The 14,939-nt window shown below is 50.1% G+C and carries 11 protein-coding genes; 3 read left to right on the plus strand and 8 right to left on the minus strand.

Annotation, left to right across the window (positions count from 1 at the left end; all coding sequences use genetic code 11):
• Window positions 1-8: 8 nt before the first annotated feature.
• Window positions 9-947, minus strand: coding sequence for a DUF4097 family beta strand repeat-containing protein (locus tag AC27N8_RS12960; protein ID WP_487067622.1), 939 nt, complete (start codon window positions 945-947; stop codon window positions 9-11).
• Window positions 948-1,242: 295 nt separating this feature from the next.
• Here AC27N8_RS12960 and AC27N8_RS12965 point away from each other — a divergent pair, with 295 nt between their 5' ends.
• On the plus strand, window positions 1,243-2,205 hold the full coding sequence (locus AC27N8_RS12965) for an alpha/beta hydrolase (RefSeq protein ID WP_487067926.1): 963 nt from the start codon (window positions 1,243-1,245) through the stop codon (window positions 2,203-2,205).
• Window positions 2,206-2,320: 115 nt separating this feature from the next.
• Here the strand turns inward: AC27N8_RS12965 and AC27N8_RS12970 are convergent, their stop codons facing one another.
• The 6 genes from AC27N8_RS12970 to AC27N8_RS12995 all read right to left on the minus strand — a co-directional run bounded on the left by AC27N8_RS12970 (window position 2,321) and on the right by AC27N8_RS12995 (window position 9,804).
• Window positions 2,321-3,238, minus strand: a complete 918-nt coding sequence (locus AC27N8_RS12970) for a diacylglycerol/lipid kinase family protein (RefSeq protein WP_487067624.1) — start codon at window positions 3,236-3,238, stop codon at window positions 2,321-2,323.
• A 176-nt stretch (window positions 3,239-3,414) separates the two neighbouring features.
• Window positions 3,415-4,332 carry a carboxylesterase family protein gene (locus AC27N8_RS12975; protein ID WP_487067626.1) on the minus strand — a complete coding sequence of 306 codons (918 nt, stop codon included), beginning with the start codon at window positions 4,330-4,332 and terminating at the stop codon, window positions 3,415-3,417.
• A gap of 306 nt (window positions 4,333-4,638) precedes the next feature.
• On the minus strand, window positions 4,639-7,035 hold the full coding sequence (cutA, locus tag AC27N8_RS12980; RefSeq protein ID WP_487067628.1) for an aerobic carbon-monoxide dehydrogenase large subunit: 2,397 nt from the start codon (window positions 7,033-7,035) through the stop codon (window positions 4,639-4,641).
• The gene (locus AC27N8_RS12985; RefSeq protein WP_487067630.1) at window positions 7,032-7,556 is read right to left on the minus strand and encodes a (2Fe-2S)-binding protein; all 525 of its coding nucleotides are present in this window, start codon (window positions 7,554-7,556) and stop codon (window positions 7,032-7,034) included. The genes cutA and AC27N8_RS12985 overlap by 4 nt, the downstream gene beginning before the upstream one ends.
• On the minus strand, window positions 7,553-8,443 hold the full coding sequence (locus tag AC27N8_RS12990) for an FAD binding domain-containing protein (protein ID WP_487067632.1): 891 nt from the start codon (window positions 8,441-8,443) through the stop codon (window positions 7,553-7,555). Before AC27N8_RS12990 ends, AC27N8_RS12985 begins: the two co-directional genes overlap by 4 nt.
• A 107-nt stretch (window positions 8,444-8,550) precedes the next feature.
• Window positions 8,551-9,804, minus strand: coding sequence for a cation:proton antiporter domain-containing protein (locus AC27N8_RS12995; protein WP_487067634.1), 1,254 nt, complete (start codon window positions 9,802-9,804; stop codon window positions 8,551-8,553).
• A gap of 666 nt (window positions 9,805-10,470) precedes the next feature.
• Here AC27N8_RS12995 and AC27N8_RS13000 point away from each other — a divergent pair.
• Together AC27N8_RS13000 and AC27N8_RS13005 are read left to right on the plus strand one after the other, a co-directional pair.
• A complete protein-coding gene (locus AC27N8_RS13000) occupies window positions 10,471-12,261 on the plus strand; it encodes an ABC transporter ATP-binding protein (protein WP_487067636.1) in 1,791 nt (596 codons plus the stop codon).
• On the plus strand, window positions 12,258-14,021 hold the full coding sequence (locus AC27N8_RS13005) for an ABC transporter ATP-binding protein (protein ID WP_487067638.1): 1,764 nt from the start codon (window positions 12,258-12,260) through the stop codon (window positions 14,019-14,021). Before AC27N8_RS13000 ends, AC27N8_RS13005 begins: the two co-directional genes overlap by 4 nt.
• A 24-nt stretch (window positions 14,022-14,045) precedes the next feature.
• Here the strand turns inward: AC27N8_RS13005 and AC27N8_RS13010 are convergent, their stop codons facing one another.
• The gene (locus AC27N8_RS13010) at window positions 14,046-14,906 is read right to left on the minus strand and encodes an SDR family NAD(P)-dependent oxidoreductase (RefSeq protein ID WP_487067640.1); all 861 of its coding nucleotides are present in this window, start codon (window positions 14,904-14,906) and stop codon (window positions 14,046-14,048) included.
• Window positions 14,907-14,939 lie beyond the last annotated feature (33 nt).

Here is a 14,939-nt window from a genome sequence, read left to right on the forward strand (position 1 = left end):
TTTCCCCTTTATGCGCTATGCAGTTTAATTACACTACTTGTACTGTATAACGTGATGTGCGCTTGAGGGCTTGTTCCAATATCGTTATGCACCTCTTTGGCTGTGCCTTTGACTCCCGGAAAACTTGCCTGTAGTGAGCCGGCCGCTGTCGTTGCATCGATATGGAAACTCGCGCCATGTGGCAAGGTGACGTCGAGTGGAGCATTATTTGCAGAGAAGCGGCAATTGGCCTGGGGACTCAAGGTTCCATTGAAGGTGAGGGCTCCACTGTTTTCAGCTAATGTAGCGGTACTGGCAATGCTGCTCTGCTGCACGTTGATGGTGCCGCTATTGCTGGTAAGGACAGAGGCTGCCAGGATCGAGCTTTTATTGATTGCTATCGGACCTGAAATGGTTTGCAAGATCATTTGGCCGTTGATGCCCTCTACTTCAATCGAGCTGGTATTGGTCTTTATTTTGAGGTCTGTAAGTTCGGGGACAAAAATATTGATGGCCCCTACATGTTGAGAATGGATCATCAATGAGGTGATGCTTTGATCAGGTGTCTGGGTATAGACGACGATGGACTCATCATCTCGATTGGGATCACTGGTCACGTTCCCGGACTGAATGGTGATACTTTGAGTGCTGCTCCCTACCTGAATATGGATGGGAGACGCATCACTATGGCTAAAACTGCTCCTGTTGTACGTTTGACTTTCTACAATGAGCGTTGGATGAGCTGTCGTATTTACGACCGTGTTGCCGTTGTTGATAGCCCCATAGAAGAAGTGGAATACATCGAGTTGTGGGATACTGATGGTAAGCACCAGTGCTACAATGCCTAAAATAAGTAGTGCCAATATCCCAGAGATACACCCACCGTAGCCATTCCTGCGGCCGACTCTCCTATTATATGGGGAGCCGTAAGGTTGTCTATAATTACCTGATGATGGCCCATTATACATAGAAGCGATATCCTTTTCTCTCTCTATGACCTTTTCCTCTTATAGACGCTGTTGAGTCCTTAATTTTGTGCTGTACTTCCTGGCCTGATGAGATGATAAAATGAAGGTGGCCAATCTTCGCCAGCTTGGTGAGATGGTAGAATAGAGGCAGGGCGATGTTCTTGTTCTATTAATTAGCCGACTTCGATCCGCATTAGAAGGATACCATCTCAGATATCGCGCCTCTCAGGCCAAAGAAGCACCATGAGAGCGGAGAAGAAGGCTTGTTTTCCATTTTTTTGATGAGGAGAAAATGATGACTACCAGAGATCTTGTTGATCCAGAACTTGCTGCTATGCTCGACATCTTTCCCGCGCTGATATTGACTCCGGAATCATTGCCGCTGGTTCGGGCCTTTCCCTCGGATGCGAACTCCCTGACATCTGTTGACCAGCCAGCTTTTTCCACCATTTCTGTGCAGGAACGCTTTGTTCCTGGCTCGCAGGGAGCACCAGATGTGCGTGTGCTTGTTTATTTACCTACCGATCATCCAACACCGCTGCCAGCACTGCTTTGGATTCATGGAGGTGGCTACGTTCTTGGCTCGGCGGACCAGGATGATCTTCAGGTCAAGAGCATTGTCTCAGCCGTCGGGTGTGCTGCTGTCTCGGTTGATTATCGTCTGGCACCTGAAACGCCTCATCCAGGTCCAGTTGAGGATTGCTATGCTGCGTTAACGTGGCTGCATGCTCATGCTGAGGAACTTGGCGTGGATACGTCCAGGATCGCTATTGGCGGAGCCAGTGCAGGCGGTGGCTTGGCGGCTGGATTAGGGTTGCTTACCCGTGATCGCGGCGAAGTGCCGCTGGCCTTCCAACTTCTTATCTACCCGATGCTCGACGATCGGACGGTTACTCTGAGCGATCCTCATCCCTATACTGGAGAGTATATCTGGACACCAGATGCGAATCGCTTTGGGTGGACGTCACTGCTGGGGCAAGAGCCAGGTGGACCAGATGTCTCTCCTTATGCTGCGGCGGCTCGTGCTGACCATCTGGAAGGGCTTCCTCCAACCTTTATTAGCGTTGGTTCTCTTGATTTGTTTCTGGAGGAAGATCTGGAGTATGCTCGCCGACTAATGAGGGCAGGTGTGCCTACCGAGTTGCATGTCTATCCTGGCGCTTTCCATGGTTTCAATATGGTAGCTGACGCAAAAGTCTCACAGGTATTTGCGCGTGATCAACTGGATGCACTCACGCGAGCTTTATTCAGAAGCTAGTCAGTGACTTTTCAATGGTTTTATCACGATCAAGCATTCATCTGCCGACTTGCACTGGATGCTTGATCGTTTTCTTCATGTGGGAGGGTATAAGATGGCAGAGGCAGAGTTCCTGTTATGTTCGCACCCAAAGCGCTCCTGGTAAAATCCTGACATCACTGCTTAGCGCACTCATAACCTCTCCATCTACCATTGTGTTAATGACTCGCTGCGCTTCAACCTGTAATGATTTGGCTCGATAAAAGGTAACTTCTGGTAAATCTGCATGTTCGCCGCGCCTGGCAACGGGTAGGAGTCGCAGAGCACGTAGACGAGGCGTGTAGCGAATCATGCAGATATCAAAGAGTCCATCTCTGTGATCGGCTGAGGGGTTGATGTGAAAGCCTCCTCCGTAGGTAGGACCAATGCTGACCACCATTAATGTATAGCGCTTGAATTGCTGCTGCTCCAGCGGTTGATCATCATCGATGTGCAGCTTGAGCCACGGACAACGCTGGTAGTCGAATAGCAGTTGCTTGAATGCTGCACTGGTATAGAGTCTTGATCCTGTCATAAAAGGTATCTTTTTCATCCACTCGGATGTGATGACAATATCGGCGTCTAATCCCACACTGAAGAAAACCGCGAAGTAGCGTCCGTTAGCTATACCGACGTCTATGTTGATAGGTTGTCCTTTCAATGCGCGTAGCATGGCGCTTTCAGGATCGCGAGGCAAATGAAGGGTGTTCCAGGCCAGATCATTCCCGGAACCGGCTGCGACTATACCCAGAGGGACAGAGCTTCCACTGCTCAGGATGCCATTGACTGCCTCGTTTATCGTGCCATCTCCACCTACGATGACAATTGAATGTCCCTGCTCAGCTGCCTGCCTGGCAAGTTCTGTCGCATCTCCAGGCTGTGTCGTTTCTCGATATTCTGCACATTCGGTTTCTAGATGCTTGTGGACTAATGTGCGATACTTCCCCATTTTGCCTCGATTGGCGGCGGGGTTGAGTATGATAAGCGTGTTAGTACTGGATGATAAATTTTTCATAAAAGATAGTAACTCAATAGCTGCGGATACATTTTCCAGGAGAAAAGCTGGAAGTTCGTCATTGAAAAATCCTTTGCCGTTAGGACGGCTAGCAATGATGTTAAGCTATTGAGTTATTATATCTTCTCATTATGTTTTTTACTAGTACACTATGGCTTGAGAGAACATGGTGACATTCAGGATGTTTTCTGGGAGAAGAGCCAGCTGTAAAAGTTTACTACAGGTGTTGTTGTGCTCGGCAGTGAGTAGACCTTATCCCAGATGCCATGTTGGGCGTTTGGATACTCTGTGTAGAGTGGATGACCACCTGCTGCCTGTAAGGCTGCGATCATGTCTCGTGAACCGGAGACCGGGACTGTGGTATCCTTTGCGCCATGAAAGACCCAGATGGGTAAAGTCGTAATCTTTGAGACATTGGAGGGGTCGCCGCCTCCCGAGATAGGTGCGGCCGCTGCAAAATAGTTGGGCCAACGCTCAATCGCATCCCAGATTCCATAAGAACCAAGTGAGATCCCTGTAATGTAACGTCGATGAGCATCAATGCCTGAGTAGTTTGTTTGTAAGAGATCTAGTAGCGTTTTCAGGTCCTGTAAGGAGGTCGTAGGTTGAGCTGTCTGCGTATACGATCCTTGATTGACGGGAACGTTAACCCACTGCTCCTTCTGCACGAGCTGCGGAATGATGATAAAGCTTGGATACTTTTTTTGAATGTCCGGATTATTTTTGCCTGAGTAGTTTGTGCCCCAGACGCGGGCATAGGCTGCATTGAGTTGGGTAGTGGCATTTTCTTGCGCTGTCTTTGTAGGATTATAACGCTCGCCGCCACCAGGCATTACCAGGACCAGCGGATATTTTTCTTGAGGATTATAATTAGTTGGTATGTAGAGATAGTAAATTAAAGTATTGCCTTGAGTATTTGTAAAGACATTTGTAGAAAATCCTTCATTGCTTAGCGTCTGAGAAGTTTCCTTTGTAGTGGGTATCTGGGTTACTTCATCCCTGACTCGTGCAAGAAGGAGATCTCCACCCATAATAGTGCAGAAAATAGTTATCACTATAATAGCTATAAAAACATATCTTCTTACTTTAGACACTATGGAAGCTCCTATACTGTTTTTTTGATTCTCGACAAGCTTAAAAGCTCTAATTTCATTTACAATGCAGCTAACTTTTTCGCCTCTCCCTTTATTTAGAGCCAACGTGACGATGTTGAAACTACTCGTACAAAAAGCACATAAAAAAGTAGAACTATTTGTATCTTTGCACCCGATCCTGAAAGATTAGCTGCTTAAAGCTGAATTTTTGTTGAATGGCAAAAAAATTTTACAGAAATTTGATAAAAGATATGATATGAATGAATATATGTTTAAGCTGAAAAAGAGGAGAGATAGATATCATACCTATCTTTTTTTTGATGCATCTTGCAGGATTTCGTACAAGCGGCAAGGATGCAGAGGCATTTCACGGATGCGTATATGAAATGGGGTAAGGGCATCGTCGATGGCTGAGGCAAAGAGCGCTATCACAGGTATCACTCCAGCTTCTCCCGCCCCTTTGGCTCCAAGTGGATTGAGCGGGGATAACGTTTCTATGTGATCAGTGGTGATTGCGGGAATCTCAGTAGCTGTAGGGATGAGATAATCCATAAATGAGGCGTTAAGAAGTTGTGCTTCCTGGTCATAAACGAGGCGTTCAAAAAAAGCTCCTCCGATGCCTTGAGCGACACCTCCATGAATCTGCCCTTGGACGATCATAGGATTGATCAGGTGCCCACAATCATGAATTGCAACATATTTGATGAAGGAGATCATGCAGGTGTGAGGATCAACTTCGATAATTGCACCGTGCATACCGCTGGCGAAGCTGGCGTGTGGAGGACTATAGAATCCATCGGCTTCTAATCCAGGGGTAGGACGGTGAGAAGGTAGGGCGGCACCGGAGCGTGCCTCCGCCATATTCATCGCGGCTAGCTTGCGGGCATTTTCGCCGTATGTATAACGTAACGGATTCGCTTTGATTGCCATCTGACCCAGAGTGAGCGCATGCTGTGGTGCCCCTTTGACGAAGACGTTGCCGTGGGATAGCTCAATATCATCGGGCGAGGCTTCAAACAGCTCTGCAGCCAGATTGATCACTTTAGTGCGTACTTTGAGTGCCGCAAGATGCATCGCCGAGCCAGCTACGGTTCCTGCTCGGCTGGCAAAAGTTCCGACCCCCCAATTGAAAGTCTGGGAGTCGCCAGCTGTGACAAAGACATTTTGTGGATCAGTTCCCAATTGATCAGCCACGATCTGCGCAAACACTGTTTGATGCGATTGTCCTTGCGAGGTGACGCCCGTAGAGGCAAAGACACGACCATCTGGTTCGATACAGACATGCGCTCCTTCGTAAGGACCAATCGATGTTCCTTCGACGTAACAGCCGATGCCGATCCCAAGATAACGACCTTGCTTCCTGGCTTGCGCCTGTTGCATGGCGAAATTGTCATAATCGAGGAGAACTTTGAGTCTGTCCAGCGAGGCTGGATAGTTCCCGCTGTCATAGGTGGTTGGCCCTCCATCCTGATAGACCAACCCCACCTCCCAGGGAAACTCATCTGGCTGGATAAAATTACGGGAACGTACTTCCAGGCGATCCAATTGGAGCTCAAGCGCAATCTGATCCATGATACGTTCCATCACGAAGACGGCTTGCGGACGACCCGCTCCACGATATGGGCTCACTGGTACTTTATTTGTGTAAAGCACGGTGCAGTCGCTGGTGTAGTGTCTGAGTCGATAGGGTCCTGGGAGGGAACACGCTGTAATAATAGGTACGATAATACCGTAGGGCGTGTAGGCTCCTGTGTCATGGGAAAATACATCATGAATAGCAAGTAGCAGACCTTGATCATCAAAAGCGTATTCGACCTCATGTAGTTGGCCTCGCTCGTGGTTGGTGGCAATAAAGTTTTCCCGACGATCCTCAATCCACTTGACAGGTCGCCCCAGACGCATGGCAGCCAAAGGCGTCAAAATCTCTTCGGGGTAGAAAAGCATGATTTTGGCTCCGAAGCCGCCTCCCACGTCAGGGGCAATCACACGTACTTTGTGTTCGGCCAGATGGAAGATCGCTGCCAGGCCATTGCGTAATGGGATTGGTCCCTGTGTCGATATCCAGCATGTCAGCATCTGCTCATAGCGATCCCATTGTGCCAGCACTCCGCGACATTCCATGGGCATCGCAGCTCCCCGCTCTATCGAGAACGTTTCGCGCCCCACGTGGGGAGCATGGGCTATCACTTCGGTTGGCGTTCCGATCGTTTGGAGCAGATGCGCTGCAATGTTGGCCGGGACGTCCGCGTGGACAAGTGGTGCTTTGGGTGAGGAGGCAACTGTTAAGCTGTGGACGATCGGTAGCGGCTCGTATTCGATGTTGATAAGTTCCAGTGCATCTTCAGCCAGATAACGACTCTCAGCGACTACGAATGCTACTGCTTCTCCGACATAGCGGACCTCTGTGAGGGCGAGCGGAAGCTGGGTGCGGGGCTGGGTAAGGGCTTGATGGGGGATCAGTAGCGGCGATGGCTCTAATATGTCGCCGAGATCGGAGGCTGTGAAGACCAGGTGGATACCTACCAGGCTTCGGGCGCGACTTGTATCGATGTGGACAATGTTGGCGTGTGCGTATGGGCTGCGGAGTACTGCTGCGTAAAGCATATCTGGCAGGTCTATATCATCAACATATATGCCTTGACCTCGCAGTAGTCGAGGATCTTCGTTGCGCTGTATCGACGCTCCGATCCATGGTGCTGTCATGAAGTACCTTCTTTCTGTTGATCTGTGTTCAGGTACTCTGCTGCAAGCTTGACTGCCTCTATAATATTCTGATAACCTGTACAACGACAAAGATTGCCTGAGAGTCCGTGCCTGATCTCTTCTTCTGTTGGTAGCGGATTTTCTTGCAGTAGCGCGTGCGTAGAGATGATCATGCCAGGAGTACAGAAGCCACATTGTAAACCATGTTTCTCCTGGAAGGCTTGCTGAATGGGATGGAGTACTTCTGATGAGTGCGCAATTCCCTCAATAGTCGTGAGGACCATTTCATTGGCTTGCACTGCCAACATCAGGCAAGAACGAATGGCTCTATCATTTAGCAGGATCGTGCAGCATCCGCAGACTCCGTGTTCGCAGCCAACATGAGTGCCTGTGAGGTGCAGGTCGTGGCGTAGAAAGTCTGAGAGAAGTAGACGAGCAGGCACCTGACGCTCGTAGCGCTTTCCATTAACTGTCAATATGAGCGAATATCTCTCATCAAATATGATAGGTTCATTTCTCATTTGATGTCTCTTTCTACAAATGTGCCACGCTTCCAGGCTGTTGTCAGGACGCGCAATGTTGCCTCACTGACGAGTGCTTTCCTATAGTCTAATTTTGCGTGTATGTCTTCTATCCCATCGCTGACCATGTGTGCAGTGGCTTCTGCCGCTGAGTGCAGAAGCTCATGGTTCCATGTTTCCCCTTGAAGAAGCTTTTCAATCGCGTACCCACGAACAGGGGTCTGAGCTATGCCAAAATAGCTGATGCGCGCAGATAAACAGATTCCATTGGCATTGGTGACCACACTTGCAATCGCTCCTACAATCGCTCTATCTCCGAAACGTTGTGCGAATTCCAGGCAGGCCCAACCCGCATATGGTGGTAGCCAGGGAAAACGTACTTCAGTCAATAATTCTTGCGTCTTTAGAGTTGTGGTCAGAGTATTTATAAAGAAATCCCTGGCTTTGATGGTACGTTGGTTGATAGTTGTCTGGGCGATTAATTCACCTTCCAAACAGAGAAGTAATGCGGGTAGCTCTGACGAAGGATCAGCATGGGCGATGCTGCCCGCGATGGTGCCACGGTTGCGTATCTGGGGATGGCCGATGTACTGGATGACTTCTTTAATAAGTGGATGTTCCAGTCTGACGAGCTCTGATTGTTCAACATCACGTTGACGAGTAAGTGCCCCAATAGCCAGGTAGCCATCTCTGGCTTCGATGTAGTTGAGCGCCGCAAGATGATTGATATCTATGAGATGTGTTGGTCTGATCAGGCGCATATTTAAGCGGGGAACGATGCTTTGACCGCCAGCCAATACTTTGGCTTCTGGTCCATACTGATCAAGCAACGTCAGAGCCTCTCCCAGCGCTTCTGGCACAGAGTATTGAAAGCGAGATGGCTTCATCTTTGTGCCTGCCTGCTACGCATCGCTCCTCTGATTGTCACAAACAATGACCTCTTTCTCTGACTATTTGTAATTAGTATACAAATCAGCCAAAACAGAGGGCTTGCTTAAATTTGTTCTTGTCCCTGTGTCGCGTTCCGACCATACAGATCCTGTAAAATTTTTTGTTTGTAACCCAGTAATGGTAGCAAAGGTGAGGCCATCATAGTTGTTATCAGGGCCATTATGACCAGAATGGTAAAGAGGGTTGGTGAGAGGATACCAAGGTCCAGGCCAATATTGAGAACAATCAACTCAACTAATCCACGTGTATTCATCAAGATGCCCAGAGAGAGAGCGTCTCGCCAGGATTCACCCATGATTCGTACCGCAAACATGCCTCCAAAGATCTTTCCTGAACACGCTAGCATGATAATCAGCAGGCAGATAAGCCATAACCAGGGCGAGTTAATCAATGTGATCTGGGTACGTAAGCCACTATAGACAAAGTAGAGTGGCAAAAAAATCATGCCGTTGATCTGATCTATGTTTCGAGTGAATTCAATCAACCTGACTCTGCGAGGCAAGATGACCCCCATCAGGAAAGCTCCAAAGATCGGATGGATACCAATGGTATTTGTACAATACGCTCCGAATAATAGAAAGATGATGCTGAGTACGGTCATTGTATGTGTTGAGTGGATGTGTCTGTCCAAATAGGCTAGCAGTGGGCGTCCTATTGCAAGTGTGCATCCAATAAAGAGGATTGTGAATCCTATTGTGAGTATGGCGGATGGTAAACCTCTCGCTTGAGCGATAGCGATGACCAGGGCAAGCAAGCACCAGGCCAGAATATCATCAATAGCGGCGCATGTCAGGGCAAGGGTTCCAACCTTCGTTCCCAGCATATTTTTTTCGGTAAGCAGGCGCGAGAGCACGGGAAAGGCTGTGATTGCCATGGCAGTGCCGATCAGCAGCAGAAAAGAGGCCAAGTTGGCCTTTGATCCAGCGAACTCTGGGAATAAGAAAAAGGCCAGTGTTGCTCCCATGATCAGGGGTAATAGAATACCGCTGAGGGAGGTGAGAATAGCGATCCGGCTCTGTTGTATCATAAGATGAGTATCAAGGCGTGTTCCTAACGTAAACATATAGAGCACAAGACCGATGTCACCCAGTGTCTGGAGCGTTGGTAGGGTCGATGTGGGAAAAATAGCCATCTTGATACCCGGTAAGAAGGCGCCTAAGAGCGAAGGTCCAAGTGCTAACCCTGCCAGGATTTCACCGATCACCCATTGCTGACCGATGTATTTACACAGAGATCCAAATATCAATACAGTGATCAAAATAACGATAATCTGGAGAAGTATTTGTCCTGTAAGCATAGCATCTCCTTATTGTGGCGCTTTCGTGCCGCCATAACCAGTGATGATAGAATCCTGAGCAAAGTCTTTTTTGTATTATCACAACTTAACAATCCCATAATTTACCAACATTGCTACCCAATTATGAAATGTTTCTTCACTGTTAAACGCAACTGTTCCGCTGTTTTAACGCGTGGCTTTCTGGCGTAGAGAAAACAATACTGGGGCATGATATGTGAGGCCTTCTTCAGGTTTGCTTTTGGGGAAAATATATGTTATGCTTCACCTAATCTATCACAGGGAGGTATCATTTATCATGCGATTAGCCACAGCCAGGGTGTTGCCAAACTAAGTGTGCTGCGTCTATAATTAAAACATGGTTGTTTACATTCGTATCATTGCTTTTCTTTATACAACCATGCCCTATTCGTAGATAAGCTACAGATACTTGCTATGCTTATCCTGTAGGATTTCTTTCGCTTCTTCCATTACCAGCCCACTTAGCCTCGAAGGGCTGTTTTCGTCTGCCTGCACCTATAGTATGCAGTTGCATATAGCCACCTATTCCGCACCACCCCTTCATTGTATATAGCCTTATCTTGTAGCGGGCTATCCTCTGTTTATGTCGAGCATATTTTGCAAATTGTTATTGCTATGCTCATAAGCGAAAGAAAGAAAATAGATTTTATGCATGTTCAGTTGAGGCGCTATCGGCGCTTTCTGATCACTGACCTCTTTCATTCCCTACGTCGCTATTGGCGGCTATTATCCTACTATCTGCGACCCCAATGGTTGCGAATGAGTCTGTTGGCCCTGATTCTATGCATTACCATCGGTGTGCAAGTAGCCGCACCGCTGGTGGCGAGCAACTTCATTGATCAGGCCACCTCTGGTGGGGATCTGCACGATCTGATTGTGCTGGCGCTGCTGACTATGGGGCTGGCTCTGGCGGGACAGAGTTTGGCTGTGGCCGAAACCTACGTGGCAGAAAATGTGAGTTGGATCGCTACTAACGCACTACGTGCCGACCTGGTTGCCCACCTGTTACGATTGGATGCCCGGTTTCATACGGCCCATACACCCGGTGAGTTGATTGAGCGTGTGGATGGTGATGTCGCTACCCTGGCTCGCTTCTTCTCACGGTTTGTTGTCTATGTGCTCAGCAACGGTGTCTTGCTGGTTGGCGTGCTTGGGTTGCTCTACCACGTGGATTGGCACGTAGGTCTGGGGATGAGCTTCTTTGTTGTCGTAGCCCTGGTCGCTATACTGCGCATTCGTGCCGTTGCCACACCTTCATGGGCCGCAGAACGCCAGGCCAGCGCTAATTTCTTTGGCTTCCTGGGCGAATATCTGACTGGCTTACAGGATATCCAGTCCAGTGGGGCGGGCGCGTTTGTGATGCGTCGCTGCGCTGAGATGATGCGGTCATGGCTGGCTATTACCCGTAAGGCACAGATGTGGGGCTACGGTATGAGCGCTACCAGTCAGGGGCTGTTTGCGCTCGGCATAGCGGTCGCTTTTGCTTTGAGTGCCATGCTATTCAAGGCTGGCATGCTAACTATCGGCACCGTCTATCTGATCTTTCAGTGCACCGAGATGCTGCGCCAGCCGACCGAGCAGATCCGCAACGAAGTACAGGATCTTCAGCAAGCGGATGCCAGCATCGCTCGCGTCGAGGAACTCCTGGCTATGGCTCCGCATGTGGTTGATGGTCCTGATGGTGCACTGCCACCAGGTCCTCTCGCAGTGTCTCTGGACAATGTCTCATTCGGCTATGTGGAGGAGGCGGAGGTTCTACACAATGTGAGCATCGCGATTTCTCCGGGACGTGTGTTGGGGGTGGTGGGACGTACGGGTAGCGGTAAGACGACACTGACGCGGCTTCTCCTGCGCTTCTATGATCCAACGGCTGGCATCGTGCGCCTGGGAGGTGTGGACCTGCGAACGGTCCGCGTTGCAGCAGCGCGGACGCGTATCGGTCTGGTGACGCAGGAGGTGCACCTCTTCAATGCCAGTGTGCGTGAGAATCTTACTCTCTTTGCGGACGATGTGCCAGATGAGCAGATTTACTCTGTGCTGGACACTCTGGGTCTGGCTGACTGGCTCAAGGAGTTACCTCATGGGTTGGATACTTTACTCTTGCCGGGTGGAACTGGACTCTCCGCTGGACAGGCTCAAGTACTGGCGTGTGCACGCGTCTTGCTGGGTGATCCTGATCTGGTGATCCTGGATGAGGCCTCCTCGCGCCTGGACCCGGCCACTGATCGGTTGGTGCAGGCTGCGCTGGGTCGGCTCCTCGCGGGCCGTACCGGCATCATCGTGGCGCACCGTCTGGCCACTATTGCATATGCTGACGATATCCTGGTGTTGGAAGATGGGCGGGTGCGCGAGTATGGACCTCGGCAGGCCCTCGCTGCTGATCCCGCCTCGCGTTTTGCTGCATTGTTGCGCGTGGCCACTGAGGAGGTCTCCTTATGAAGAAGCTATTCCCAACCTGGCACTATCTGCTGAAAATGGCTCGTTATAAGCTCTGGCTCTACCTGCTTCATGCGGTGTTGTGGGGCACGTTTAATATGTTATCTCTGCTGACGGGATTGATCGTCCGCGCCTTCTTCGATACTCTTGTTGGACAGACCTATGTACCCGGGGGGACAACTGGATTGGTGCTGCTGCTGGTGGTACTTGCGGTGAGTCGTGTGGCATTGTGGCTTACAGCTGGCTTTGTCGAAATTATCTTAAGGTTTACCATGAGCGGGTTGTTGCGCCGCAACCTGTTGCGACATATCCTGAATCGGCCGGGAGCGTATGCTTTACCCTACTCAATCGGCGAGACCATTAGCCGCTTTCGTGACGATGCCTATCAGGCTGAGGATAGTCTGGATTGGACCGATGAGATTGCGGGGCAGGGGCTGTTTGCTTTAGGAGCATTTTTGGTGCTCCTGCATATAGATGTTCGTATGACGTTGATCACTATCCTGCCTGTGGTCGTTGTGGCGATCATTGCGCGATGGGCAAGCACAACATTGGGTCGCTATCGTGCAGCTAGTAGTCAGGCTAGCAGTCAGGTTACTGGAGCCATTGGCGATATCCTGGCGGCAGTGCAGACAGTACAGGCTACTGGTGCCGAAGAGCGCATTATGGAGCGCTTTCGACGGCTGAATGAACAACGTCGGACTGCTGTGCTGGCCGATCGTCTGGCGACCCAGGCTCTGGATGCTCTTACGGCTAACACAGTGAGTGTGGGCACTGGCTTAATTATGTTATTGGCAGCTAACAACCTGCGTGGTGGGAGTATGACTGTTGGCGATTTTGCACTATTCGTCTCGTATGTAGGTTTTATCGCTGATTTTATCTCCGGACTTGGTCAGTTTCTGGCCCACTACGGGCAGACCGGTGTTGCTTTTGCACGTATGGGGGTCTTGTTGGGTGATGCACCATTAGATGTATTGGTGGAACATACTCCTCTGCATTTACGAGGATCGCTGCCCGCAGTACCTGCTCCAAAACGTAACGTGAATGATCGGTTAATTCTTGTGGAAGCTCAGGGACTGACGTATCGCCATTCGCAGTCGGGACATGGTATCACTGCGGTGGACCTGCGTCTGCCGCGTGGTAGCATGACTGTGGTGACCGGACGCGTCGGCGCGGGCAAGACGACACTCTTGCAGACTCTCCTGGGCTTGCTGCCACAGGATGCAGGCACGATTATGTGGAATGGTCACAGCGTAGACAACGCCGCATCATTCTTTGTGCCACCCCGCGCCGCATATACGGCACAGGTTCCACGCCTGTTTAGCGAGACGCTCAAGCAGAATATCCTTTTGGGACTCCCTGACGACCCTGCAGTCCTGGCTGCCGCGATGAGGGGAGCTGTTCTGGAGCACGATGTTCAGGCTCTGGAAACAGGGATAGAGACGCCTGTAGGAACCCGAGGCGTGAAGCTTTCAGGTGGTCAGGTGCAGCGCACGGCAGCGGCTCGGATGTTGGTACGGGATGCTGAGTTGCTTGTGATTGATGATCTGTCCAGTGCTCTGGATGTCGAGACCGAACAGGCTCTCTGGGAGCGCATCTTTGAGCGTGAAGATGTGACTTGTCTGGTTGTCACACACCGACGTTCTGCCTTGCAACGTGCTGATCACATCATTGTGCTTAAAGACGGTATGATCGACGCAGAAGGGACTCTGGACGAGTTGTTGGCTACCAATGAAGAGATGAGAAAGCTCTGGCAAGCTGATTAAGGAAAAAAGTACGTGTGATATTGGTTATACCGACAGTCGGAGTCGCTGGAGGTTGTTGCGCTGAATGATGTCAGCACGTTCTATCATGGCGAGCAGATCATCATGAGCATTGATAAAGCATCCGGAGAGAGCATCAGCTTTGCCAGTGGCTAAAAATGTGATTAAGGTTGCACCTAGCTCTGGCGTGTCATGGAGCTGTTTGACATACTCATCAACAAAATCGTCTGGCAGGGTACTGCCTGGACCTTTGTGCGGGGTAATCTGTGTATGGACTTCTCCCGGATGGATAGCAAAGACACTAATTCCCTGGTTGCGGACTTCGAGTGCGAGTACTTCCGAGAAGCGAATCAGGGCTGTCTTGGCTACCGAATAGGATGATGTGAAAGGGAATGGAACAATACCTATCCGGCTGGCAACGTTGATGATGCGTCCACGCTGGCGCATCTGCATGCCTGGTAAGACGGCATGCGATGTAAGCATTGATCCATGGACACTGGTTTCTATATCGATCCACCACTGCTTGGGATCAACATCGGCAACTTTGCCCAGGCCAACCGTTGATCCTGCATTATTGATTAAGAGATCGATGGACCCACATTGCGCTTCAGCTTGCTGTACGATCTGCTCAACCGCGCTTGGATCAGTGATGTCAGCAACAATGGCCAGGCCATGGCCGCCTGCTTGTTCAATCAGTGCCAGTGTCTGATGGAGTTCTGTTTTTGAGCGGGAAGTAATGACAACTTGAGCACCTGCGGCTGCTAAGGACAGAGCTGTAGCTCTCCCGATGCCACGCCCGCCACCGGTCACGAGCGCTACCTGCCCGATCAGCTCACCAGGGTGAACGGACAGTGTGGATGAATTATTATTATGTATCTGTTCAGCCATAAAAAGAGTCCTTCCGCCGTGACAATGATCATC

Source organism: Dictyobacter sp. Z7_2 (assembly GCF_057551105.1).

Coding starts and splice junctions, on each gene's coding strand:
- AC27N8_RS12995 (WP_487067634.1), bottom strand. CDS start 9,804: ATGCTTACAGGACAAATACTTCTCCAGATTATCGTTATTTTGATCACT.
- AC27N8_RS12970 (WP_487067624.1), bottom strand. CDS start 3,238: ATGAAAAATTTATCATCCAGTACTAACACGCTTATCATACTCAACCCC.
- AC27N8_RS13010 (WP_487067640.1), bottom strand. CDS start 14,906: ATGGCTGAACAGATACATAATAATAATTCATCCACACTGTCCGTTCAC.
- AC27N8_RS12960 (WP_487067622.1), bottom strand. CDS start 947: ATGTATAATGGGCCATCATCAGGTAATTATAGACAACCTTACGGCTCC.
- AC27N8_RS13000 (WP_487067636.1), top strand. CDS start 10,471: ATGCATGTTCAGTTGAGGCGCTATCGGCGCTTTCTGATCACTGACCTC.
- AC27N8_RS12985 (WP_487067630.1), bottom strand. CDS start 7,556: ATGAGAAATGAACCTATCATATTTGATGAGAGATATTCGCTCATATTG.
- cutA (WP_487067628.1), bottom strand. CDS start 7,035: ATGACAGCACCATGGATCGGAGCGTCGATACAGCGCAACGAAGATCCT.
- AC27N8_RS12965 (WP_487067926.1), top strand. CDS start 1,243: ATGACTACCAGAGATCTTGTTGATCCAGAACTTGCTGCTATGCTCGAC.
- AC27N8_RS13005 (WP_487067638.1), top strand. CDS start 12,258: ATGAAGAAGCTATTCCCAACCTGGCACTATCTGCTGAAAATGGCTCGT.
- AC27N8_RS12990 (WP_487067632.1), bottom strand. CDS start 8,443: ATGAAGCCATCTCGCTTTCAATACTCTGTGCCAGAAGCGCTGGGAGAG.